Raw genomic sequence first — 21,726 nt, forward strand, 5'->3', positions numbered from 1 at the left:
ATGTGCTACAAAAACAGGCTTGCCGCACTGTGCGGGAGCCTGCGGCAGTGGTGGTTGCACTCCCCGCTAATACTACGGCCCGTCCTTAAAGGACATGGGTGGAGGTAGCTATTTTGGAAGAGCGATATGTTCCGAAAGAAGTAGAGGCGAAATGGCAGGAATACTGGGAATCGAACCGCAGCTTCAAGGTTACCGAGGATCCGGGGAAGCAGAAATATTACCTGCTGGAGATGTTCCCGTACCCCTCGGGGCGCATACACATGGGGCACGTGCGCAATTACTCGATCGGTGATGTGGTCGCTCGCTACAAGCGTATGCAGGGACTGAACGTCCTGCACCCCATGGGGTGGGACGCGTTCGGAATGCCCGCAGAAAATGCCGCGATCCAGAATAAGAGCCATCCAGCGAAATGGACTTATGAGAATATCTCCTACATGCGTAACCAGCTGAAGAGGATGGGTTTTTCATACGACTGGGACAGAGAGCTGGCCACGTGTGACCTTTCCTACTACCGGTGGGAACAGCTCGTTTTCCTCCAGATGTACCGGAAGGGTATCGCATACAAGAAGAGTTCATACGTCAACTGGTGCCCGAAATGCGAGACGGTTCTCGCCAACGAGCAGGTGGAAGACGGATGCTGTTGGCGGTGTGATAATGAAGTCAAACAGAAGGAGCTGGAACAATGGTTTTTCCGCATCACCGACTACGCTGAGGAGCTACTGGACTGGACGAACCGTATGCCGGGCTGGCCGGAGCGGGTCCTCACGATGCAGCGGAACTGGATCGGAAAGAGCTACGGGTGTGAGATCGATTTTCCCCTCGAAAATGGAAACGGCTCCATCAAAGTCTTCACCACACGCCAGGACACCCTTTTTGGCGCCACCTTCATGTCACTCGCCCCCGAACACCCGCAGGCTCTTGCGCTGACGACGGCAGACCGCCTTCCCGAGGTGCAGGCTTTCATCGAAAAGGTGCAAAAAACTGAGAAAGCGAAGCGGACCGCTGACGACCTGGAGAAGGAGGGAGTATTCACCGGCTCTTACTGCCTCAATCCGGTAACGGGACGAAAAATGCCTGTCTACCTCGCCAACTTTGTTCTTACCGACTACGGCACCGGTGCGGTGATGGCGGTGCCGACCCATGACCAGCGGGACTTTGAGTTTGCGCGTAAATACGATCTGCCGCTTCAGGTGGTAATCCAGCCTGAAGGTGAAGTTCTCGACCCTACGACCATGACCGAGGCGTTTGTTGCTGAAGGGATCATGACAAACTCCGGCCAGTTCGATGGTCTCCCCAGCAACCAGGCAAAGCAACTCATAGCGGATTTTCTGGAGAAGCAGGGGATTGGTAAGAAAACCGTCAATTTCAGGCTTCGCGACTGGGGCATCTCCCGTCAACGTTACTGGGGAAATCCTATTCCGATCATCTATTGCGATACGTGCGGAGTCGTGCCGGTTCCCGAGAAAGACCTTCCGGTGGTGCTCCCGATGGATGTTGCTTTCACCGGCGAGGGGGGAAATCCGCTGGCGAAGGTAGAGGAATTCTTCAATGTTTCATGCCCCACCTGCGGCGGTCAGGCCCGCCGGGAGACGGATACGATGGACACGTTCGTTGAATCGTCCTGGTATTTTCTCCGCTACTGCTCACCGGATGTCGAGACGAGTCCTCTTGATCGGCAGCGGGCGGAATACTGGATGTCCGTCGATCAGTACATAGGTGGTATCGAGCACGCTGTTCTTCACCTTCTCTATGCCCGCTTTTTTACAAAAGTCATGCGGGATCTCGGATACGTTGCTATTGACGAGCCTTTCGTAAACCTTCTCACTCAGGGAATGGTGATCAAGGATGGCGCCAAAATGAGCAAATCCAAAGGGAACGTCGTTGATCCCAATGCACTCATTGAGCGGTACGGCGCCGATACGGCACGTCTCTTTTCCCTCTTTGCCGCCCCTCCCGAGAAGGACCTCGACTGGAGCGACCAGGGAGTGGACGGTAGTTACCGTTTTCTCAACCGCGTATGGAAGTTCGTGAGAGAGTGCCTTCCTTTAGTAGAGGGGGTTGAAGCGTTTGCCGGCGGCCCTATCACTGAAGAAGGTAAAACATTGAGACGCGTCGTCCATAAGACGATTCGTAAAGTAACCGACGATGTTGGTGAACGTTTCCACTTCAACACCGCAATTGCCGCTATCATGGAGCTGGTCAACTCCCTCTACGGCTTTGAACAGAAAAATCTGCGTGAAAACGCGCCGGTTCTCAGGGAGGCACTGGAGAGCGTAGTACTTATGCTTGCTCCTTTCGTTCCGCATTTTTCCGAGGAACTATGGGAAAAGCTGGGGCATGCCGGAGGGATCGACCGGCGCGGATGGCCCGGGTTCGACCCGGCAGCTGCGGTAGAGGAGGAGCTCCTGGTAGTAGTACAGGTTAATGGAAAGCTGCGCGGCAGGGTCATAGTCTCTGCATCAGCTACCGAGGATGATGTGCGCAAGGCGGCCTTGGCCGACGACAAGGTCTCTTCTTTCGTTGCAGGAAAAGAGTTGAAGAAGGTCATATATGTTCCTGGCAAGCTCCTCAACATCGTTGCCGCATGAAGAATAGATCCTGGAGGTATTTCAGAGATAGCCGGTCCCTGTTCACAGCAATCCTGAAAGGGGTACTTCTTGTTGCTGTCTTCGTAATGCCAGGCTGTGGGTACCGTCTTTCGGGTGGCGAATACAACTCCTCCATCCTTCATGACAGGACGATAGCTGTTCCTCTTTTCAAGAATGCAGCATTGCGTCCCAACCTCGAAACTTTTTTAACAGCCGCGCTGCGCGATGTCATCGCTCAACGCGGCTGTTCGACCGCTCCCGACGACAGTGCGGAGCTGCTTCTGACAGGCAAGGTTCTCTCTTACTCGTCCAACGCGGTTTCGTATACCCCCGATGACCGGATTCGGGAATACCGTGCTGCCATCACCATTGAGGCCACGCTGCAAGCCCGGGAGGGGGGCACGGTGCTATGGCGAGGCACGTTGAGTGGCGGCCAGGACTATCCGGCGATGGAATTTCCCCTGAACAATCCCGCTTTGAGCGAACCACTTGGCCCTGCAACAAGGATCGCGCTCCAGCAGAACAATGAAGAAGCGGCCATTCGGGAGGTTGCCCGCAGGCTTGCGGAACAGCTCTTTGACCGGGTTACGGGCAACTTCTGATTGACCGAAATCAGGCAATCACATGAAACCTGAAGAATTCGAAAAAGCGGTTCAAGGCGGAGAAGCCGCAGCTGTATACTACCTCTACGGCGACGAGCCGTACCTGATCGAACGGGCAGCAAAGCGCCTTCTTGACCGGGTGCTTCATCCCGATTTCCGCGACTTCAATTACAACCTTTTTTACGGCAATGAGTGCAAGAGTGAGGAGATTCTCGAAGCCGCATCGACTCTCCCTATGTTCGCAGACCGGCGTGTGGTGCTTGTGAAGCGAAGCAGCGGTCTTCCCGCTGCCACCTTGGAGATGCTTACTCCTTATATCGAAAACCCCGCTCCTTCGTCATGTCTGATCTTCCAGGGAGACAAGATCGACCTTCGTAAGAAGTTCTTCACATCCCTCAAGAAGCAGGGGGCTCTCGTCGAGTTTCGGCGTCTCTACGAAAACCAGATTGTCTCTTTCATCAGGCAGGAGGTTGCTGCCGGCGGGAAGAAAATCGAGGGAGCTGCTGCTGAACTTCTGGGTTACATGGTCGGGACGAATCTGAGAGAACTAGTTTCGCAGTTGGAGAAGCTGGCGGTATATGTCGGAGACCGACCTGACATTACAGTTGTGGATGTGCGGCAGATAGTTTCCGATACCAAGGTCGAGAGTGTATTCGAGTTCGCCAACGCACTTGGGGAACGGCACCTCGGGAAGTCTCTGCGGGCACTTCATACGATACTGCGGGACGGGGAGGCGCCGCTAATGGTGCTGGCGGTTGTTACACGCCATTTCCGTCAGTTGTGGCAGGTGCGCGAGCTGACGGATCGTCGGATGCAAGCTGCGGATATCAGCAAGGCGGCAGGAATCAATCCTTATTTTCTGAAGGGGATAATGGAACAGGCCAGGAACTTCCGGCCTGTGGAGCTGAAGGAAATTTTCGAGCGTTTTTACGCCACCGACCTTGGGCTCAAGAGTGGCGGCGGGAAGCCTGCTTTTCTCATGGAGATGCTTGCGATCGACATTTGCGGAAACAGGTGAGCAGAACGAAAAAGGGCTCAAGAAATGAGCCCTTTTCTAAATATCAGTTCGGGACTATCAACCGAGGGTGTTTACCAGCTTTGTCAGGCGGGAAACGTTGCGCGAAGCGTTTGAGCGGTGGATCACTCCCTTGGTGGCGGCGGAGTCAATCACGGGAATAGCTGCTGCAAGAGCCTGCTGGGCTGCGGCTGGATCTTTCCCTGCGACTGCTTCCCGTACGAATTTTATGTAAGTCCGCAGCGTCGAGCGGATATGCTTGTTCCGTTCGTACTTCTTCTTGTTCTGCTTGATTCTCTTCAGCGCCGACTTATGGTTTGCCAAACTACACCTCCCTGGATGTTGAGCATTGATGCGTAAACTTTTTAAAGGTAGTCTTATAGCATCGGCACCAAAGGGTGTCAAGGAAAAAACCGCGAGGTGAAAACGTTCGTGGATACAGCCATACCAGAAACTGAAATAAGGATCGAGTATTACCGCGCATCGGGTCCAGGCGGGCAGCATCGAAATGTGACTGATTCCGCGGTACGTATCCGTCATCTTCCGACCGGCATTGTCGTTCATGCGTCTGAAAGCCGTTCCCAGGCGAAAAACAGGGAGGTTGCCCTGAGGCGGCTGGCAGATGCCCTGAAAAAAAGGCTTCATAAGCCAAAACCCCGTATACCAACCAAACCCACCAGGGCAGCCGGGGAGAAACGACTTCTACTCAAGAAGAGCATCGCGGCAAAAAAGAGGTTGCGGTCTACACCGGTTGATTAACCGATGCCCCTACCCGTATATGTGAACGATGCCCCATCCTTGACCTTTCATGGGCAATGGAGTATTTTGTGCCATTCCATCAGGAAAAGGGGGCAGATCATGGGCCGTCCCGGCTGGGATGAGTACTTCATGGAAATAACGCACCTGGTGGCAAAGCGTTCCACCTGTCTCCGTCGTCAGGTGGGGGCGGTGCTGGTCAAGGAAAAGAATATACTTGCCACTGGTTACAATGGAGCACCTTCCGGAATATCGCATTGTCTCGATGTCGGCTGCCTGAGAGAGGAGATGGGGATACCTTCGGGGCAGCGTCACGAGCTGTGCCGTGGACTTCACGCGGAGCAGAACGCTATAATCCAGGCAGCAAGGCATGGGACGAATATTGATGGAGCAACGCTCTACTCCACGACGATGCCCTGCATCATCTGCTCGAAGATGATCATCAACGCGGGCATCGGGCGTGTCGTATACGAAGAGGGTTATGCGGACGAGCTGGCTACTGAACTTATTCGAGCATCAGGAGTTGTTGTCGAAAAATTTGCTTTTTCCGCGAATCAAGATCAAGGGGGGGAGCTTCCATGAAATGTCCTTTCTGTGCTTCTCCTGACAGTAAAGTCGTTGATTCTCGTCCCGATAAAGGGGGCGCTACAATCCGCCGCCGGCGGGAGTGTGAATCGTGCGGCAAGCGGTTTACTACCCATGAGCGTGTAGAGGAAATTCTCCCTTTGGTGCTCAAAAAGGATGGTCGCCGCGAGCCCTTCGACAGGCTCAAGCTTGTCGCCGGGCTGCAGAAAGCATGTGAGAAAAGACCGGTATCGGTGGAGACCATAGAGCGGCTGGGTGACCGGCTTGAAGCGCGGCTTCAGGAGGGGGGGGAGCGAGAGGTGCCGAGCACGACCATTGGGGAGTGGGTGATGAACGAGCTCCACGAGATCGACCAGGTGGCCTATGTCCGATTTGCTTCGGTGTATCGCTCCTTCAAGGACATCAACGAGTTCATGTCAGAGCTCCAGGACCTGCTGAAGAAATAGTGATGGGGGAGGCTGCAGCGCATACGGAGATGATGATGCGGGCCGTATCACTGGCGCGAAAGGGGATAGGAAAGACTTCTCCGAATCCAGCTGTAGGATGTGTCATCGTCAGGGACGGGGTCATTGTAGGGGAAGGCTGGCACCGCAAAGCAGGGACTCCGCATGCAGAGGTGCATGCACTGCGGCAGGCCGGTGAGCATGCTGCGGGAAGCGACGTTTATGTTACGCTGGAGCCATGTGCCCACCATGGCAGGACTCCGCCGTGTGCAAATGCGCTCGTTGCGGCTCGCGTGGGGCGAGTGTATGTCGGCATGATCGACCCGAACCCGTTGGTTAGCGGCAAGGGAGCCGCAATCATCAGGGGAGCTGGAATACCGGTCGAGATAGGGACATGCAAAGAGGAGTGCCGGCGTATCAACGAAGCCTTCATCAAGCACGTTACCACCGGACTTCCCTTGGTCGTGCTAAAAAGCGCCATGTCTCTCGACGGTAAAACTGCCACGATGTCCGGAGATTCCAAGTGGATAACCGGTGAAAAATCTCGTGCATACGTGCACAGGCTCCGAGGAGTTCTCGATGCAGTAATGGTGGGGGCCGGCACCGTAATCGCCGACGATCCGCTTCTTACCTGTCGCACAGGGGGGAGAAACCCCCTGCGCATCATCGTGGACTCGAACCTCCGCACCCCTCTCAATTCACAGTTGGTACTGACAGCTCAGTCGGTGCCTACGATCATGGCAACTGTTGCTGGCTATGCTGAAGCTGCGCCTTTCCGTGCCGCACGAATCGAGGTTCTCCAATGCCGAGCCCGGGAGGGACGTGTAGACCTGCACGATCTTTTCCGGCGGTTAGGGGAGATGGGAATCCAATCAGTTCTGCTGGAGGGTGGAGGTACTCTTGCCGGTGAGGCCTTCCGTCTGCAACTCATCGACAAATTTCTCCTGTTCTACGCCCCGATTCTGCTTGGTGGAGCCGGTGCCGGTCCTTTTGCCGGTGCCGGGCCAGAAATGATTTCAGGAGCACTGCGGCTGCGTGATGTCACGGTGAGGCGTTTCGGGGATGATCTGCTGGTGGAGGGGTATCCGGAGGGGAAATGTTTACGGGTCTGATCGAAAATATCGGGAGATTAGTAGCGCTCAGCCGGACAGGTAGTGCTGCCCGTCTGAAGGTTGCAGCCGAGTACCCGGCAGGAGAGGTAAATCTCGGAGATTCCATTGCAGTGAACGGCGTCTGTCTCACCGTAACTACCATCGACGGTGACACGCTTTCCTTCGATACATCCCCCGAAACTCTCGAACATTCCACATTCCGGATCTTGCAGCCAGGGGCCCGCGTAAACCTGGAGCGTGCTCTCCGCGTTTCCAGCCGTCTGGACGGGCACATCGTTTCCGGTCATGTGGACTGTATTGCTACGGTGGTTGAACGCAGGCCAGTGTCGGGTAATGTCATTTTCACCTTCGCCGTACCTCCTGAACATGCGAGGTTCATTGCAGCAAAGGGATCAGTGGCGGTAGACGGTATAAGCCTTACCGTTAACACAGTGGAGGAAAATAGATTTACTGTAAACATCATACCGCTCACCGCAGACCATACAACGCTGTCTGAAAGGAAACCGGGAGATCAGGTGAATGTTGAGACCGACATCCTCGCCAAGTACATGGAGCGTCTCCTCAGCTTCCGCGGGTGCGGGGATGACGGGGGAGTGACGCTGGAACTGCTTGCGAAAAGCGGGTTTATGTGAGATAAGTGTCGTTTCGGTTGCCGGGTAGCGCGGGACAAGCAGAGGACAGGCGATGCAAGTTGCGAAGATAGAAGATGCCATAGAAGACATCCGACAAGGAAAAATGGTCATTCTCGTCGATGACGAGGATAGGGAAAATGAGGGTGATCTGACCATGGCCGCTGAAATGGTCACCCCCGAAGCCATCAACTTCATGGCCAAATACGGTCGGGGCCTCATCTGCCTGACACTTACGGCAGAAAAATGCGATGAGCTGAGGCTTCCACTCATGGTATCCAGCAACACCTCATCATTCGGTACTGCCTTTACGGTCTCCATAGAGGCGAAAAAGGGCGTTACTACCGGTATCTCCGCCGCTGACCGAGCCCATACCATCAGGACTGCCGTTGCAGATGGTGCCAAGCCTGAAGACCTGGCGAGGCCGGGGCATGTATTTCCTCTTCGGGCCAAGCCCGGGGGGGTCCTGGTGCGAGCCGGTCAGACCGAGGGCTCCATCGACCTTGCCCGCCTGGCCGGGCTTCGCCCCGCAGGGGTCATTTGCGAGATCATGAACGAGGACGGCACCATGGCCAGGATGCCGCAGCTCAAGAAGTTCGCCAAGGAACATGGCCTGAAGATCTGCACAATAGCCGACCTTGTTGCGTACCGCATGAAGAACGAACTGCTTGTCCGGCGTGCCGCCGAAGTCGTTCTTCCCACCTGTTTTGGAGGGGACTTCAAGGCGATTGCCTTCGAGAATGATGTGGACCAGCTGGAACATCTGGCGCTCGTGAAGGGGAATGTGAAGGGCTCGGAGCCCGTTCTCGTCCGTGTCCATTCCGAGTGCCTGACGGGGGACGTCTTCGGCAGCCGGCGCTGCGACTGTGCCGATCAGCTCCACGCCTCCATGGAGATGATCTCCGATGAGGGGAAGGGGGTCGTTCTCTACATGCGCCAAGAGGGGCGGGGAATAGGCCTGATCAATAAGCTCAAGGCTTATGCTCTCCAGGATCAGGGCAAGGATACCGTCGAGGCGAATCTGGAACTAGGTTTCAAGGCAGATCTACGCGATTATGGAATAGGCGCTCAGATCCTCGTAAACCTGGGGATCAAGAATATCCGTCTCATGACCAACAACCCGAAAAAGATAATCGGTCTCGAAGGGTATGGGATAAACATCATGGAGCGGGTTCCCATAGAGGCGGTACCCTCATCGACCAATATCCGTTACCTGCAGACAAAGCGGGAAAAGCTCGGACACCTGCTCGAAACCATCGACTCCAATAACATATGACGCGAAGGAGGTCCTATGCCGACATTCTATGAGGGGAAACTCAATGCTGCAGGTCTCAAGTTCGGCATTATAGTAGGTCGTTTCAACAGCTTCATCTCCGATCGGTTGCTGGAAGGGGCTCTGGATGCCCTATTGCGACACGGCGCTGCCGACGCGGATATCTCCGTTACCCGCGTGCCCGGTGCCTTCGAAATTCCGCTGGCCGCGAAAAAACTGGCCGAAAAAGGGGAATACGACGCCCTCATCTGCCTTGGTGCGGTTATACGCGGTTCCACCCCCCATTTCGACTTTGTGTCTTCGGAGATGTCGAAGGGCATTGCGCACGTTTCACTTTCCACAGGCCTTCCCATTGCATTTGGTGTACTCACCACCGATACGATCGAGCAGGCTATCGAGCGGGCGGGCACCAAGTCAGGAAACAAAGGATTCGAAGCCGCCATGACAGCCATAGAAACTGCGAATCTATGTAAGGAGCTGGTCTAGTGGGAGTACGCAGGGAAGGAAGGGAGCTGGCACTTCAGGCCCTCTACTCGATGGACATGAATCAGCTCGACATGCGGGCCACGCTCCAATCTTTCCGGGAAAATGTCCGCGCGACCGGGCTGGTCCGATCGTTCGCCGAAGAATTGGTTGCAGGGGTAATTGATAAGCGTGAGGAGATTGACCGTTTGATCGAGGAGAAATCGAAAAACTGGGCGATTTCCCGCATGGGGAAGGTCGATCTCAACATCCTTCGCCTGGCGGCGTATGAGCTATGCTACCGGAGCGACATCCCGAAGAACGTAACCATAAACGAGGCGATCGAAGTAGCGAAAAAATTCGGCACAGAGGAGTCGCCAGCCTTCGTAAATGGCATTCTGGATGAGATATCCTCCGGGATTACCGAGAAGTCTTAAGCATAACCTGGTCATCAATGTAGTGAGGGATTATGAAACAATTGAATATAGGTCTCATTGGTTTCGGTACCATTGGTACCGGTGTCGTGAAGCTTTTGGCTGCAAACGGAGGGCTAGTAGAAGAGAAGGTCGGCGCACGGCTTGTACTAAAAAAAATCGCTGACCTGGATATTACAACAGACCGAGGCGTGACTGTATCTCCTGATGTTCTAACGACCGACGTTAATCAGGTGCTTGAAGATCCCGAAATTTCCGTAGTTATCGAGTTGATAGGCGGCTACGAGCCGGCGCGCTCCTTCGTTCTGCGGGCGATCGAGCATGGGAAGCATATCGTCACCGCCAATAAGGCTCTGCTCGCAGTGCATGGGGAAGAGATATACAGTGCTGCAGCAGAAAAGGGAGTCGAAGTCCTGTACGAGGCGGCGGTCGGAGGAGGCATTCCCGTTCTTGCCGCCATAAAGGGGAATCTTGCCGGGAATAACTTCACGACTGTTCTAGGTATCCTCAACGGCACGTGCAACTACATCCTGACCAGGATGACTCAGGAAGGAGCCGACTTCAGCGAGGTTCTCAAGAAGGCCCAGGAACTGGGCTATGCCGAGACCGACCCCACCTTCGATGTAGAAGGGGTAGATACAGCGCACAAGCTTTGCATTCTTCTCTCCCTCTGTTTCGGTTCAAGGATATCCTTCAAGGATATCTATACCGAAGGAATTTGCTCCATCTCTGCCATCGACATAAACTTCGCCCGTGATTTCGGATACAAGATAAAGCTTCTCGCAATCGGCAAGAGAGACGGGGACAGAATCGAAGCGCGGGTTCATCCGACGATGGTTCCGGTAAATTATCCCCTGGCGGATGTCGACGGAGCCTTCAATGCCATCCGACTCACCGGCGACTTCGTTGGACCTGTCATGTTTTACGGCCGTGGAGCAGGAATGGACCCCACAGCCAGTGCCGTCATCGGCGACGTAGTCGATATTGCACGCAACCTGATGACCGGCATCGACCGCCGTTGCACGCCGCTAGGCTACCAGGATCACCATGTAAGGACGCTTCAGATCAAGCCGATGGGGGAAGTGGTAACCAAGTACTACATCCGGTTCAGCGCGGTGGACAAACCTGGCGTGCTTGCACGTATTGCCGGGGCTCTCGGCAAGTACGATATCAGCATCGAGTCCATGATCCAGTCGGCGCGACAGGCGGGAGAGACCGTCCCCATCGTCATCATGACACATGAGGCTCGGGAAATGGATGTAAGGGCGGCCCTGGATGAGATAGACTCGTTCGACATAATTACCGAAAAGAGCAATCTGATCCGCATCGAGGACAACCTCGAATAACGCAGTTACTGTATGTAAACAAGCGCCTCCGGGCGCTTTTTTTGTACCTACTGCGTATTCAACTCGATAATGAGGGAGCCGTTCCGTGGTGTCAGTTCGCTGAAATAGTGGATCGAGGTAAACCTGGGGGAGGGGGCGGGAACGACCGTGGAGCTGAAGCGGCTGACATAGATCAGGTAGGCAATGCCATAGGCAGCGGCAGTTGAGAGGTTCGTCTCGCTGTCTTCCCCAAGGAGCGTGCGGCTCGGCTCGTATGGAATATCCGCCCGCAGAGCGGGCCAGAATCGCTCATCTTCCTTCGGCAGTCCGACGTCGTGAGCCGAAACTATGCCGGTGAAGTAATGGCCAAGCCTCGTCTTTCGCATTTTCAGATCGAGGGTCTTGCTGTGAGCGTTGGTGACCAAGTAAACATCTTTTTCGTGATGGCGCAGAAAGAGGAGAAAATCTACTACGAAGGGGTGGACCGCGATCAGGTGATCCACTTCCCGCTTGAGGAGCGGGATGTCAAGGCCGAGCCTCTCCGACCAGTAATCGAGATCTGTCCAGTTAAGGGTTTTCTCCTGCGAATTGAACATTGCGTGTAGGAGCTGCTTCGCTTCTGCAACAGGCATCCGGTGCTTTGCCGCATAGGTTTTGGGCACGTGTTCGAGCCAGAAGTGGTCGTCGAAGTGCCTGTCGAGAAGCGTTCCATCCATGTCCAGCAGTACGGTGTCTATGTTGTTCCAGTCGATGATCATCGGATAGTCCTATGAAAAAAGGCCCTCAAAGGGCCTTTTCCTCTATGAAATTCCTTATTGTGTCGATGTTTGCATCGAGCACCTGGCAGCGGGAGGGGAGTCGCTCAATACCTTGTAGGGAAGGGGGCAGGGGGGGAGGCTCCCCGATGGCCTTTTGCACTGCATCAGCGAATTTGGCGGGGTGGGCGGTGGCGAGGCAGATGGCTGTGGCCTCCGGACCCACAAGGTCCATAGCGGCCTTTACCCCTACGGCGGTGTGGGGGTCGAGGAGATATCCTGTCTCTTGGTGAAAATTGGCGATGGTGGCGATAGTATCCTGTTCGTTCACCGATTCCGACAGAAATTCTTTCCGGACCCGGTCCTTTTCGGTGTTGGTGAATTCCATACGACCGGTTTTGGCGAACAACTCGAAGGTTTCCCGGACCCGCTTCGGGTCCTGGTCGAACAGGTAGTAGAGGTATCGTTCGAAATTGGAAGCCACCTGGATGTCCATGGAAGGGGATGCCGTTTGAACCACATCGGCAAGCGAGTAGTCTCCATCGTTGATGAAACGTGTAAGAATATTATTTTCGTTTGTCGCAAGCAGGAGCTTCTTTATGGGTAGCCCCATATGCTTGGCTACGTACCCCGCGAAAATGTCGCCGAAATTGCCGGTCGGTACTGAGAAGACAACCTCGTTCCTGCTGCGGTCAGTGGCACGGAGCCAGGCATAGAAGTAGTAGACGACCTGTGCCAGGACCCGAGCCCAGTTGATGGAATTGACTGCCCCGAGAGCATGTTTTTCCTTGAAACTGAGGTCGCTGAACATCGCCTTCACCATGTTCTGGCAGTCATCGAAAGTACCGCGAACAGCAATGTTGAAGACGTTGGGATCGGTAACGGTGGTCATCTGGAGCGCTTGCACCGGCGACGTCTTCAGATGTGGGTGGAGAATGAAGATGTTGATGTTCTCTTTTCCACGGACCCCGTAAATTGCGGCGCTTCCAGTGTCTCCGGAGGTGGCGCCTACTATGTTCATCTTCTGTCCCCGCTCCTTTAGCAGGTACTCGAACAGGTTGCCGAGGAATTGCAGTGCCACATCCTTGAAGGCGAGCGTGGGGCCATGAAAGAGTTCGAGCACATAAATGTCGTTTTTTCTCACCAGCGGAGTTATTTCCTCTGTGGTAAATGTGGCATAGGAGCGGTCGATCAGGATTCGAAGATCATTCGGGGGGATGTCGTCGGCAAACCGCGAGATGATTTCGAAGGCAAGCTCCGGGTATGAGAGCTCTCGCCAGTCTTCAAGCATTGAGAGGGGAATAAGGGGGTACTGCTCGGGAAGGAGAAGTCCTCCATCGTTGGCAAGACCCATCATTACCGCATCCTTGAAAGAAACCGGTTGTATGAGTCCTCGTGTGCTGATGTAGCGCATGCATGTCTCCGGGGATTTTTTCTGGGCTGAAATAAAGCACTGATACTAGCAGTAAATGCCTGTATTGTGAAGGGGCTTAAACTGGTGATCGGGCTGCTTCAGGTATAGATCGGTTTCATTATTTTCAAATCCCGCTACGGTTGCTGTGAGACCGTTACTGATGTAACTTCCTATTGTAGAGATGGGTTCTTAACAAAAGCGTTGACAGCCTCAATAAAGTCTATTATAACCATATTAACTATAGCTTTGGTGGAGAATTTGGCAGATGATCTCGATGCGCAGCAAATATGCCCTGAAGGCGTTGAGCTTTCTCGCAAAATCGAAGGGAAAGGATACGTTCCTCATTTCCGAGCTTGCCGAGGCCGAGAACATTCCGAAGAAATTCCTAGAGGCAATCCTGCTGACGCTTAAAAGTCAGGGTATACTCAGCAGCAGGAAAGGCCCCGGCGGCGGCTATTCTCTTGCAAAAGCACCCTCAACCATAACGATAGGCAGTATCATACGTGCTTTTGAAGGAGACCTTGCCCCTGTTCAATGTCTTTCCGAGACATCCACCGGAGTCTGCCCCGAGTGCGTAGATGGGCCGACTTGCGGCACCAGGCTTGTGATGGGTGATGTGCACAGTGCGGTTACATCGGTTATCGATTCGGTGACGCTTGCCGATATGGTGGAACGGAGCGAGTTCGAGCGGCAGAAGCTTCTTCAGCAGATGGACTACGCCATCTAAAAATTTTTGCTTATTTATCTAGAAATTCTATAGAGTAGGCAATGCGGTTAAATAGAAAGGAGAGCATCATGGGACGCGTCTATGCGGACAACTCGCAGTCTATCGGCAACACTCCACTGGTTCAGCTGAACCACTTGACGAAGGGAGCCAAGGCCACCATTCTTGCCAAGATCGAAGGGCGAAACGCAGCGTATTCGGTAAAGGACCGGATTGGCGCCAACATGATATGGGATGCCGAGCAGCGCGGGGTCCTCAAGCCGGGGGTCGAGATCATCGAGCCCACCAGCGGTAACACTGGGATCGCCCTCGCCTACGTTGCGGCTGCGCGCGGTTACAAGCTGACCCTCACCATGCCGGAGACGATGAGCATCGAACGCAGGCGTGTGCTAGCGGCTCTTGGCGCCAACCTTCTCCTCACGCCGGGACCTGAGGGGATGAAAGGTGCTGTCGCCAAGGCCGAGGAAATTGCGGCTTCCGACCCCCAGCGCTGGTTCCTGCCGCAGCAGTTCAAGAATCCTGCAAATCCGGCTGTTCACGAGAAGACTACGGGGCCTGAGATCTGGAACGACACCGACGGAAAGATCGACGTCCTCGTTTCGGGTGTAGGCACCGGCGGTACGATCACCGGCATCTCCCGCTACATCAAGAACACACGAGGGAAGAAGATCCTTTCCGTCGCCGTCGAGCCGAAGGAGAGCCCGGTGCTTACCCAGAAGCTCGCAGGGCAGGAGCTCAAGCCCGGCCCCCACAAGATCCAGGGGATCGGCGCAGGGTTCATCCCGGATACCCTTGATCTTTCCATCGTCGACCGGGTGGAGCAGGTTTCCAGTGATGATGCCATTGAGTTTGCAAGACGTCTCTCCCGGGAGGAAGGTCTTCTTGTAGGCATATCTTCCGGCGGGGCGGTGGCTGCTGCGGTTCGCCTCGCATTCGATCCGGAATTCGAAGGAAAGACGATCGTTGTTGTTCTCCCGGATGGTGCCGAGCGGTATCTCTCCACTGCACTTTTCGAGGGAATCTGATGAAGGATAAGGATGCATTTCAGTGACCAGAAGCTGTAGGCCGGAGTTGCGTGACCATCCATGCAACGCCGGCCTTTTTATTCTGAAGGAGCCGTACCGGCAAAAGTCTATTAATGTTATAGATTTTGTCTATATTGTTGTTGACTGTTTTGATTTCATTGGTTATCATCGGCTCCAGTACAAGCTAAAAGGATCTGAGTCTGGCTGACAGAGAGACTGGAGACTCGAAATGTCGCAACAACATAATCTTCGGATCGAAACACTTCTCATCCATGGCGGCACAGAGCCGGGGCCGGCCGGAGCAACCAATGTGCCCATCGTCCAGGCGTCGGCATTCGCATACGAGGCCGCAGAGGATCTTGAAGACGTCTTTCGCGGCCGGAGAGCAGGTCAGATCTATACGAGGCTGAACAATCCGACGACCGAAAGCCTGGAGCGGCGTCTTGCCCTTCTGGAAGGGGGGATTGCCGCCGTTGCCACCGCTTCGGGGATGGCCGCCATCAGCACTGCCGTTCTTACCATCCTTCGCGCCGGAGACGAGCTCCTCTCCTCCTCATCCCTCTTCGGCGGGACCTATTCACTCTTCCGCGATACACTCAGCAATTACGGAATCGTCACCAAATTCATCGATCCGACCGATACCGCGCTCCTGGAGCAGGCGGTCTCGGAACGAACCAGGCTCATCTTCATCGAAACCATCGGAAATCCGAAGATGGACGTGCCCGACATTTCGGCCATCGCCACGATCGCCCGGGAGGCCGGCGTTCCCCTCATGGTTGATGCCACAGTCACTTCTCCTTACCTTGCCAGGGGGCGCGACCTCGGGGCCGACATCGTCATTCATTCAACGAGCAAGTTCATCAATGGAACCGGGAGCGTCATCGGTGGCGCCATCGTCGATGCCGGCACCTTCGACTGGAATAGTCCGAAGTTCCCCCACTTCGAGCAGTTCGTGAAGAAGTACCGGCAGTTCGCGTTCTCCGCGCGGCTCCGAAAGCTGATGCACAAGGACCTGGGCGCTTGCCCGGCTCCCATGAACTCGTTCCTCCTCACTGAAGGGATAGAGACCCTCGCACTCAGGATGGACCGGCACTGCGAAAACGCCCTCAAGCTCGCTACCTTCCTGAACTCCCATCCGAAAGTGAAATGGGTCAACTATCCCGGGCTCGCTGATTCCCCGTTCCACGACGTTGCAACACGTCAGTACGGCGGCAAATACGGCGGTCTTCTCACTTTCGGTCTTCCCGGAAAGGAAGAAGCATTCCGGCTCATCAACGGCCTGCGCATTGCGAAAAACCTTGCCAACATAGGGGATGCGAAGACCCTCGTCATCCACCCCGCGAGCACCATCTGCTGCGACTACTCGGCAGACCAGCAGAGGCTCCTCGGCGTCTCCGACGAACTTGTCCGGGTTTCCGTCGGGCTCGAACACAGCGACGATATCATCGGCGACTTCGCTGATGCTCTCAACTCTCTCTGAAAGGAACATCTGTATGCAGCTGACTGTAAACGGCAAACCCGCAATCATCGAAGGAAAGGACTCTCTGGGCATCCAGGCGCTCCTGGAGGAACTCAAGGTGAAGGATGCGCTCTACGTGACCGTGGAGCTTAACGGCGAGATCGTCGACCGCGCCGACTTCGACGGGACCATCGTGAAAGATGGCGACACCCTGGAATTTCTTTATTTCATGGGCGGGGGAAGAGGGTAGAGGCCTAGCTATAGGTCCCATACGACTAGGACCTATTGGACCATAACTACCTGGAATCCAGTGTACCAGAAAGGTTTGTCATGCTTACAGAAGACCAGATCCAGCGTTATTCCCGCCACATCATCCTCAAGGAGGTCGGTGGTAAGGGTCAGATGAAGCTCCTCAACGGAAAGGTGCTCATCATCGGGGCCGGCGGTCTCGGGGCTCCCATCGCCCTCTATCTGGCCGCGGCCGGGGTCGGCACCATCGGGATCGCCGATGCCGACACCGTCGACGTGACCAACCTCCAGCGCCAGGTGATCCATTTCACAGACGACGTGGGGAAGCCGAAGGTACAATCGGCTGCTGAGAAGATGCGGGCGATTAACCCCGACGTGAACGTGCGGACCTACGAGGAGTGGATATCCGCCGCCAACATCGCGCAGATCATCGCCGACTACGACTTCGTCATCGACGGCACCGACAACTTCGCCGCGAAATTTCTCATCAACGACGCGTGCATCCTCGGGAACAAGCCGTATTCCCATGGCGGGATCCTCCAGTTCGACGGCCAGACCATCACCATCGTGCCGGGTGAGTCGGCGTGCTACCGCTGCATCTTCCCGACCCCGCCTCCGAAGGACGCGATCCCCACATGTTCCCAGGCCGGGGTTATCGGGGTTCTTCCGGCGGTGATCGGCTCGATCCAGGCCACCGAGGCGGTGAAGTATCTCCTCGGCAAAGGCGAGCTCCTCACGGGGCGGCTCCTCACCTACAACGCCCTCAAGATGAAGTTCCGCGACGTCACCATCCGCCGAAGCACCCGCTGCCCGGTCTGCGGGGAGAACCCCACCGTCACCGAGCTGAAGGATGAGCTCGATGCGATGAACGTCTGCGATCTGGAGAAATAGCATGCTCACCATCCCGAAGATGATCTATGATGCCCTCGTCGAGCACGCGCGCAGAGACTTCCCGCTGGAAGCCTGCGGCATCCTCGGGGGGAGTGACGGTGTCGTCACCGAACACTACGCGATGACCAACACCGACAAGAGCAACGAGCACTTCATGATGGACCCGAAGGAGCAGTTCGCGGTGGTGAAGGACCTGAGGGGGAAGGGGAAGGGCATGGTGGCGATCTACCACTCCCACCCGGAGACCCCGGCGCGCCCCTCCGAAGAGGACATCCGGCTCGCGCTTACCCCGGATGTCTCTTACGTGATCGTTTCGCTGGCGGGCCCGGAGCCTGTTGTGAGGTCGTTCAAGATCACCGAGGGGATCAGTACCGAAGAGGAAGTTTTAATTCAGTAAAGACTTGCCACGGAGCCACAGAGATACGGAGGGACTTGGCACTAAAGAGATTGTTCTCTGAGCCTCTGTGTCTCTGTGGCGGATTTCAAGGAAGATAGAAAGGATCAAGCAATGTCCCAGCAGCCCACCAAAATCGATCTCGGCAACCTCAAGGCCGGCGGCTTCATCAAGGAGCGCGGAAAGGACCTCTTTACCGTGCGGCTCCGCATTCCCGGGGGGCGGCTCCCTATCGACCGCCTCAAGAAGATCGCCGAAGTGGCTGAGAAGTTCGGTGGCGAGTTCGTCCACCTGTCGGTTCGCCAGTCCATCGAGCTCATCAACGTCAACTTCAAGGACTTCGATGCGGTGGTTGCGGAGCTCGGGGAGGCGGATCAGAAGGTCGCATCCTGCGGCGCACGCGTCCGCGTCCCGACTGCCTGCGGCGGATGCGAATACAACCCGAACGGGCTCGTCGACACCCAGAAGTCGGCCCTCGAGGTGAACGAGAAGCTCTTTGGGATTCCCACCGCCCACCACAAGTTCAAGGTCGGCTTCGCCGGCTGCCCCTTCGACTGCCCCAAGTCCGCCACCAACGACGTCGGCTTCCAGGGGGCGATCTGGCCTGAGCTCGACCGCGACGGATGCATCAGCTGCGGGATATGCGCCAAGTCGTGCACCGACGGGGCTTTGAAAATGGGGGAGGACGGGAAGCCGGTGTTCGATGCCGAGCGCTGCACCTGGTGCGGCGACTGTGTCAAGGTATGCCCTACCGAGGCCTGGAAGGCCGCGAAATGCGGCTACACGGTGAGGATCGGCGGGAAGTGGGGGAGAAACCCCCTCATCGGGACCCTCTACGCCACGTTCCTTCCCGAGGAGAAGGCCGTCGACTTCATCGCCTCCGTCCTCGCCTGGTACAAGGAGAAGGCGGAAGGGAAGGGGCGGATCCGGATCGGCGACATCATCCTGCAGGAGGGGGCGGATTCCCTTCTGGAGCATCTGCGGCGCGAATTCCCCGATTTCGTCGTCGAGAAGACGATCCCGCCGCAGATCGTGGAAACCCAGGTAGGAACGAGGAGCTGACAGATATGAACACAATCGATCTGAGGGGCGTCGCATGCCCCACGAACTTCGTAAAGGCAAAGCTTGCTCTCGAAATGGTCGAGACGGGGGAAACGGTCCAGTTTCTCATCGACGACGGCGAGCCGGTTAAAAACGTCCCCCGCAGCCTGAAGGCCGAGGGGCACAAGCTCCTCGGGCTCAAGCAGGCCGAGGAGGGGCACTACGTCCTCGAACTGGAGAAGGGGGAGGAGTAGTAACTCCCTCGTACCGCCTCCAACGAACCGCGTCCACTGACATGAAAATCGACCAGAACAGACTGAACATTCTCACTGCACACCCGACTCAGCTGCCGGCTGCCCATGACCTGCGGCGTGACGGGCGCATATTCTTCGTCGGCGGCGAGCTGTCGGTGAACGAGACGCTCGAGACGATGTTCGACAGCTTCTGCACCGAGTCCACCGATCTGTTCTACCTCTCCTTCGGCCCGAAGGAGACCTGCCAGCGCGGGATGGAGATGGCGCGGCAGATCAAGAAGAACTTCAGCGTGAGGCTCATGGGGCGTTTCGACTTCCCTGCCCCGGCGTCGTTCACCGAACATGCCTACGCTGCGGGGGTGGATATTCTCGACATTCCCCTCTGGGTGTTCGATCCCGCAGTGGCCACCCAAAGGGGCTTCGATACCGCCGCTACCATCGAGTCCCTTCGGGACGCATGCTCGGTTTTTCCCCGCTGGTCGGTGGCCTCGACACTGCTGTTCGGTCCCGAGCCTGCCGACTCGACTATGAAGGGGATCGATACCCTGCTCAAAGAGGGGATTGTGCCGCTGCCCGCCATAGCGTGGTCCGAATCGGGTGCCGCATCGGAAGGCATCGAGGCAGCCCTGAAGCACCTCGCTTGCGGGTGGAAGAGCCATGACGTTACGATAAAGCCGCTCATCCCGCTGATCCGTTACACGACGCCGCTCATCCCGCTGGAGCAGCCCGGTCTGTTCCGTGGGCTCATCGACAAGTTGCAGGATCGTCGCCATCTTGCGGCATCCGATCTGCGCAGGCACCTCAGGGTGCAAGCCGCGGAGAATTCCCTGGACTCCGCCGGACTCTGATGGAACAGATTACCTTCGACAAACCGCTCAAGGTGGACCGGCGCCCGATCTGGCTCATCCTGTTCGACCGCACCTTCCACTACCAGATCTTCGGCGGGCTGATCCTGCTGTGTGCATTCCTGTTCAACCTGACCCCTCCCCAGGGGCTCACGGTCCAGGGGTACCACGCGATGATCCTCTTCGGTGCCACCGTGTTTCTCTGGGTGTCGGGGCTGCTCCCACTTGCCGTCACCTCGCTCGTGGCAATGGCGATGATTCCGCTCCTGGGGATCATGGAAGCAAAGAAGACCTACGCCATGTTCGGCAACGAGGCAGTCTTCTTCATACTCGGAGCCTTCATCCTCGCGGCGGCGATGACCGGGTCCGGCCTTTCCACCCGCCTCGCCCGGGGCATGCTGGCGACCTTCGGCAAGACTCCCACGAGGCTCGCCCTGACGGTATACCTCCTCTGCGCCTTTCTCTCGTTCTGCATGAGCGAGCATGCCGTGGCTGCGATGATGTTTCCCATCGTGGCGGAGATCAGCCAGAGTCTCCGGCTCGACGGCGAGCGGGGGAGCTACGGAAAGCTTCTTTTCATGAGCATAGCCTGGGGATGTGTCATCGGCGGGATCGCCACCTTCCTCGGCGGCGCGCGGGCGCCGCTGGCGGTCGGGATGCTTCGGGAGACCACCGGGCTCGACTTCTCCTTTTTCGAATGGACGATGGCGGCGATCATGATCGTGATCCCGCTTCTCGCAATCGGGTTCATGCTGCTGCTCAAGCTCTTTCCACAGGATATAGCCAGCGTCGACGAGGGGCTCAGGTTTCTTAACCGAAAGAGGCTCGAAGCGGGACGGATGAGCTATGACGAGATGATCGTGGCGGTGGTGATGGTCGCAACCATCCTTGCCTGGATCTTTTTCGGCAAAGCACTCGGGCTTGCCGCAATAGCCACACTGGCTGTTGCAGTCCTCTTCACCTGCCGGGTCGTCTCGTGGCAGGCGATCGAGGAGTACGTGAACTGGGGCGTCATCCTCATGTACGGTGGCGCGATAGCCATCGCCTCGGCCCTCGAGAAGACAGGTGCGGCGCAGTGGCTGGCCGGGAAGGGGTTGGCGGGTCTGGGCCACTCCCCGTTCATGGTGATCACTATCATCTCGCTCATTTCCCTGCTTCTGACCGAATGCATCAGCAACGCCGCCGTGATCGCGATCCTCCTCCCCATCGGGATCAGCCTTGCGAAGAGCATGGGAATGGACCCGCGGGTGATGACCCTGGCGGTGACACTCCCCGCGGGGCTTGCCTACTGTCTCCCGATGGGGACGCCTGCCAACGCAATCGTGTATTCATCGGGATTCCTGAAAGGACGGGAGATGATCGTCTCGGGTCTCGTGATCATGACGATCTCGTGGCTGCTCTTTCTCGCGTCGGCCCGGTTCGTCTGGCCGCTTCTTGGATTCAAGATCTGA

25 protein-coding genes are annotated in these 21,726 nt (G+C 56.3%); 22 read left to right on the forward strand and 3 right to left on the reverse strand.

Annotated features, from left to right (window positions below):
- Positions 1 to 113 precede the first annotated feature (113 nt).
- The 3 genes from leuS to holA are packed head-to-tail and all read left to right on the forward strand — an operon-like array spanning position 114 to position 4,208.
- Entirely contained in the window at positions 114 to 2,588 is a 2,475-nt protein-coding gene (gene leuS, locus CFB04_RS02410) for a leucine--tRNA ligase (RefSeq protein WP_088536672.1), read from the forward strand.
- Positions 2,585 to 3,190 carry an LptE family protein gene (gene lptE, locus CFB04_RS02415; protein WP_088533794.1) on the forward strand — a complete coding sequence of 202 codons (606 nt, stop codon included), beginning with the start codon at positions 2,585 to 2,587 and terminating at the stop codon, positions 3,188 to 3,190. The genes leuS and lptE overlap by 4 nt, the downstream gene beginning before the upstream one ends.
- A gap of 22 nt (positions 3,191 to 3,212) precedes the next feature.
- Positions 3,213 to 4,208 carry a DNA polymerase III subunit delta gene (holA, locus tag CFB04_RS02420; RefSeq protein ID WP_088533795.1) on the forward strand — a complete coding sequence of 332 codons (996 nt, stop codon included), beginning with the start codon at positions 3,213 to 3,215 and terminating at the stop codon, positions 4,206 to 4,208.
- 57 nt (positions 4,209 to 4,265) lie between these two features.
- On the opposite strand, the gene rpsT is transcribed toward holA, so the two are convergent.
- The gene (rpsT, locus tag CFB04_RS02425; protein ID WP_088533796.1) at positions 4,266 to 4,529 is read right to left on the reverse strand and encodes a 30S ribosomal protein S20; all 264 of its coding nucleotides are present in this window, start codon (positions 4,527 to 4,529) and stop codon (positions 4,266 to 4,268) included.
- 108 nt (positions 4,530 to 4,637) lie between these two features.
- Here rpsT and CFB04_RS02430 point away from each other — a divergent pair, with 108 nt between their 5' ends.
- The 9 genes from CFB04_RS02430 (at position 4,638) to CFB04_RS02470 (ending at position 11,245) form a co-directional block, all read left to right on the forward strand.
- Positions 4,638 to 4,964, forward strand: a complete 327-nt coding sequence (locus CFB04_RS02430) for a peptide chain release factor-like protein (protein WP_231934515.1) — start codon at positions 4,638 to 4,640, stop codon at positions 4,962 to 4,964.
- A 99-nt stretch (positions 4,965 to 5,063) separates the two neighbouring features.
- On the forward strand, positions 5,064 to 5,543 hold the full coding sequence (locus CFB04_RS02435) for a cytidine/deoxycytidylate deaminase family protein (RefSeq protein ID WP_088533798.1): 480 nt from the start codon (positions 5,064 to 5,066) through the stop codon (positions 5,541 to 5,543).
- On the forward strand, positions 5,540 to 5,992 hold the full coding sequence (gene nrdR / locus CFB04_RS02440) for a transcriptional regulator NrdR (RefSeq protein ID WP_088533799.1): 453 nt from the start codon (positions 5,540 to 5,542) through the stop codon (positions 5,990 to 5,992). The genes CFB04_RS02435 and nrdR overlap by 4 nt, the downstream gene beginning before the upstream one ends.
- Positions 5,993 to 5,994: 2 nt before the next feature.
- Positions 5,995 to 7,101, forward strand: coding sequence for a bifunctional diaminohydroxyphosphoribosylaminopyrimidine deaminase/5-amino-6-(5-phosphoribosylamino)uracil reductase RibD (gene ribD, locus CFB04_RS02445; RefSeq protein WP_088533800.1), 1,107 nt, complete (start codon positions 5,995 to 5,997; stop codon positions 7,099 to 7,101).
- On the forward strand, positions 7,086 to 7,733 hold the full coding sequence (locus CFB04_RS02450; RefSeq protein ID WP_088533801.1) for a riboflavin synthase: 648 nt from the start codon (positions 7,086 to 7,088) through the stop codon (positions 7,731 to 7,733). Before ribD ends, CFB04_RS02450 begins: the two co-directional genes overlap by 16 nt.
- Before the next feature lie 52 nt (positions 7,734 to 7,785).
- Entirely contained in the window at positions 7,786 to 9,006 is a 1,221-nt protein-coding gene (locus CFB04_RS02455; protein WP_088533802.1) for a bifunctional 3,4-dihydroxy-2-butanone-4-phosphate synthase/GTP cyclohydrolase II, read from the forward strand.
- A 15-nt stretch (positions 9,007 to 9,021) separates the two neighbouring features.
- Positions 9,022 to 9,489 carry a 6,7-dimethyl-8-ribityllumazine synthase gene (gene ribE / locus CFB04_RS02460; RefSeq protein ID WP_088533803.1) on the forward strand — a complete coding sequence of 156 codons (468 nt, stop codon included), beginning with the start codon at positions 9,022 to 9,024 and terminating at the stop codon, positions 9,487 to 9,489.
- Positions 9,489 to 9,902 (forward strand): transcription antitermination factor NusB, encoded by a 414-nt coding sequence (gene nusB / locus CFB04_RS02465; RefSeq protein ID WP_088533804.1) that lies wholly within the window; start codon positions 9,489 to 9,491, stop codon positions 9,900 to 9,902. The genes ribE and nusB overlap by 1 nt, the downstream gene beginning before the upstream one ends.
- Before the next feature lie 32 nt (positions 9,903 to 9,934).
- Positions 9,935 to 11,245, forward strand: a complete 1,311-nt coding sequence (locus CFB04_RS02470) for a homoserine dehydrogenase (protein ID WP_088533805.1) — start codon at positions 9,935 to 9,937, stop codon at positions 11,243 to 11,245.
- Positions 11,246 to 11,292: 47 nt separating this feature from the next.
- On the opposite strand, the gene yrfG is transcribed toward CFB04_RS02470, so the two are convergent.
- Positions 11,293 to 11,982 carry a GMP/IMP nucleotidase gene (gene yrfG, locus CFB04_RS02475; protein ID WP_088533806.1) on the reverse strand — a complete coding sequence of 230 codons (690 nt, stop codon included), beginning with the start codon at positions 11,980 to 11,982 and terminating at the stop codon, positions 11,293 to 11,295.
- Positions 11,983 to 12,007: 25 nt separating this feature from the next.
- Complete coding sequence (thrC, locus tag CFB04_RS02480; RefSeq protein ID WP_088533807.1) at positions 12,008 to 13,393, reverse strand: threonine synthase; 1,386 nt, start codon at positions 13,391 to 13,393, stop codon at positions 12,008 to 12,010.
- Between the two features lie 265 nt (positions 13,394 to 13,658).
- On the opposite strand from thrC, the gene CFB04_RS02485 reads away from it, so the two are divergent.
- The 10 genes from CFB04_RS02485 (at position 13,659) to CFB04_RS02530 (ending at position 21,726) form a co-directional block, all read left to right on the forward strand.
- A complete protein-coding gene (locus CFB04_RS02485; RefSeq protein ID WP_088533808.1) occupies positions 13,659 to 14,120 on the forward strand; it encodes an Rrf2 family transcriptional regulator in 462 nt (153 codons plus the stop codon).
- Positions 14,121 to 14,188: 68 nt separating this feature from the next.
- Positions 14,189 to 15,142 (forward strand): cysteine synthase A, encoded by a 954-nt coding sequence (gene cysK, locus CFB04_RS02490; RefSeq protein ID WP_088533809.1) that lies wholly within the window; start codon positions 14,189 to 14,191, stop codon positions 15,140 to 15,142.
- Positions 15,143 to 15,371: 229 nt separating this feature from the next.
- Positions 15,372 to 16,622, forward strand: a complete 1,251-nt coding sequence (locus tag CFB04_RS02495) for an O-acetylhomoserine aminocarboxypropyltransferase/cysteine synthase family protein (RefSeq protein ID WP_088533810.1) — start codon at positions 15,372 to 15,374, stop codon at positions 16,620 to 16,622.
- A gap of 13 nt (positions 16,623 to 16,635) precedes the next feature.
- Positions 16,636 to 16,851, forward strand: coding sequence for a sulfur carrier protein ThiS (thiS, locus tag CFB04_RS02500; protein ID WP_088533811.1), 216 nt, complete (start codon positions 16,636 to 16,638; stop codon positions 16,849 to 16,851).
- Positions 16,852 to 16,931: 80 nt separating this feature from the next.
- A complete protein-coding gene (locus CFB04_RS02505; RefSeq protein WP_088533812.1) occupies positions 16,932 to 17,741 on the forward strand; it encodes a molybdopterin-synthase adenylyltransferase MoeB in 810 nt (269 codons plus the stop codon).
- Between the two features lies 1 nt (position 17,742).
- Positions 17,743 to 18,138, forward strand: coding sequence for a M67 family metallopeptidase (locus CFB04_RS02510; RefSeq protein ID WP_088533813.1), 396 nt, complete (start codon positions 17,743 to 17,745; stop codon positions 18,136 to 18,138).
- 111 nt (positions 18,139 to 18,249) lie between these two features.
- Complete coding sequence (locus CFB04_RS02515) at positions 18,250 to 19,197, forward strand: 4Fe-4S dicluster domain-containing protein (RefSeq protein WP_088533814.1); 948 nt, start codon at positions 18,250 to 18,252, stop codon at positions 19,195 to 19,197.
- A 5-nt stretch (positions 19,198 to 19,202) separates the two neighbouring features.
- Positions 19,203 to 19,430, forward strand: coding sequence for a sulfurtransferase TusA family protein (locus CFB04_RS02520; protein WP_088533815.1), 228 nt, complete (start codon positions 19,203 to 19,205; stop codon positions 19,428 to 19,430).
- Positions 19,431 to 19,471: 41 nt separating this feature from the next.
- Positions 19,472 to 20,278, forward strand: coding sequence for a hypothetical protein (locus CFB04_RS02525; RefSeq protein WP_088533816.1), 807 nt, complete (start codon positions 19,472 to 19,474; stop codon positions 20,276 to 20,278).
- A complete protein-coding gene (locus CFB04_RS02530; RefSeq protein ID WP_088533817.1) occupies positions 20,278 to 21,726 on the forward strand; it encodes a DASS family sodium-coupled anion symporter in 1,449 nt (482 codons plus the stop codon). Before CFB04_RS02525 ends, CFB04_RS02530 begins: the two co-directional genes overlap by 1 nt.

Source organism: Geobacter sp. DSM 9736 (assembly GCF_900187405.1).
Classification (GTDB): Bacteria; Desulfobacterota; Desulfuromonadia; order Geobacterales; family Geobacteraceae; genus DSM-9736.

Excerpts from the sequence above, each read along its gene's own strand:
- lptE (WP_088533794.1), top strand. The coding sequence starts at position 2,585 with ATGAAGAATAGATCCTGGAGGTATTTCAGAGATAGCCGGTCCCTGTTC.
- holA (WP_088533795.1), top strand. The coding sequence starts at position 3,213 with ATGAAACCTGAAGAATTCGAAAAAGCGGTTCAAGGCGGAGAAGCCGCA.
- CFB04_RS02435 (WP_088533798.1), top strand. The coding sequence starts at position 5,064 with ATGGGCCGTCCCGGCTGGGATGAGTACTTCATGGAAATAACGCACCTG.
- nrdR (WP_088533799.1), top strand. The coding sequence starts at position 5,540 with ATGAAATGTCCTTTCTGTGCTTCTCCTGACAGTAAAGTCGTTGATTCT.
- ribD (WP_088533800.1), top strand. The coding sequence starts at position 5,995 with ATGGGGGAGGCTGCAGCGCATACGGAGATGATGATGCGGGCCGTATCA.
- CFB04_RS02450 (WP_088533801.1), top strand. The coding sequence starts at position 7,086 with ATGTTTACGGGTCTGATCGAAAATATCGGGAGATTAGTAGCGCTCAGC.
- CFB04_RS02455 (WP_088533802.1), top strand. The coding sequence starts at position 7,786 with ATGCAAGTTGCGAAGATAGAAGATGCCATAGAAGACATCCGACAAGGA.
- ribE (WP_088533803.1), top strand. The coding sequence starts at position 9,022 with ATGCCGACATTCTATGAGGGGAAACTCAATGCTGCAGGTCTCAAGTTC.
- CFB04_RS02470 (WP_088533805.1), top strand. The coding sequence starts at position 9,935 with ATGAAACAATTGAATATAGGTCTCATTGGTTTCGGTACCATTGGTACC.
- yrfG (WP_088533806.1), bottom strand. The coding sequence starts at position 11,982 with ATGATCATCGACTGGAACAACATAGACACCGTACTGCTGGACATGGAT.
- thrC (WP_088533807.1), bottom strand. The coding sequence starts at position 13,393 with ATGCGCTACATCAGCACACGAGGACTCATACAACCGGTTTCTTTCAAG.
- CFB04_RS02485 (WP_088533808.1), top strand. The coding sequence starts at position 13,659 with ATGATCTCGATGCGCAGCAAATATGCCCTGAAGGCGTTGAGCTTTCTC.
- cysK (WP_088533809.1), top strand. The coding sequence starts at position 14,189 with ATGGGACGCGTCTATGCGGACAACTCGCAGTCTATCGGCAACACTCCA.
- CFB04_RS02495 (WP_088533810.1), top strand. The coding sequence starts at position 15,372 with ATGTCGCAACAACATAATCTTCGGATCGAAACACTTCTCATCCATGGC.
- thiS (WP_088533811.1), top strand. The coding sequence starts at position 16,636 with ATGCAGCTGACTGTAAACGGCAAACCCGCAATCATCGAAGGAAAGGAC.
- CFB04_RS02505 (WP_088533812.1), top strand. The coding sequence starts at position 16,932 with ATGCTTACAGAAGACCAGATCCAGCGTTATTCCCGCCACATCATCCTC.
- CFB04_RS02510 (WP_088533813.1), top strand. The coding sequence starts at position 17,743 with ATGCTCACCATCCCGAAGATGATCTATGATGCCCTCGTCGAGCACGCG.
- CFB04_RS02515 (WP_088533814.1), top strand. The coding sequence starts at position 18,250 with ATGTCCCAGCAGCCCACCAAAATCGATCTCGGCAACCTCAAGGCCGGC.
- CFB04_RS02520 (WP_088533815.1), top strand. The coding sequence starts at position 19,203 with ATGAACACAATCGATCTGAGGGGCGTCGCATGCCCCACGAACTTCGTA.
- CFB04_RS02525 (WP_088533816.1), top strand. The coding sequence starts at position 19,472 with ATGAAAATCGACCAGAACAGACTGAACATTCTCACTGCACACCCGACT.
- CFB04_RS02530 (WP_088533817.1), top strand. The coding sequence starts at position 20,278 with ATGGAACAGATTACCTTCGACAAACCGCTCAAGGTGGACCGGCGCCCG.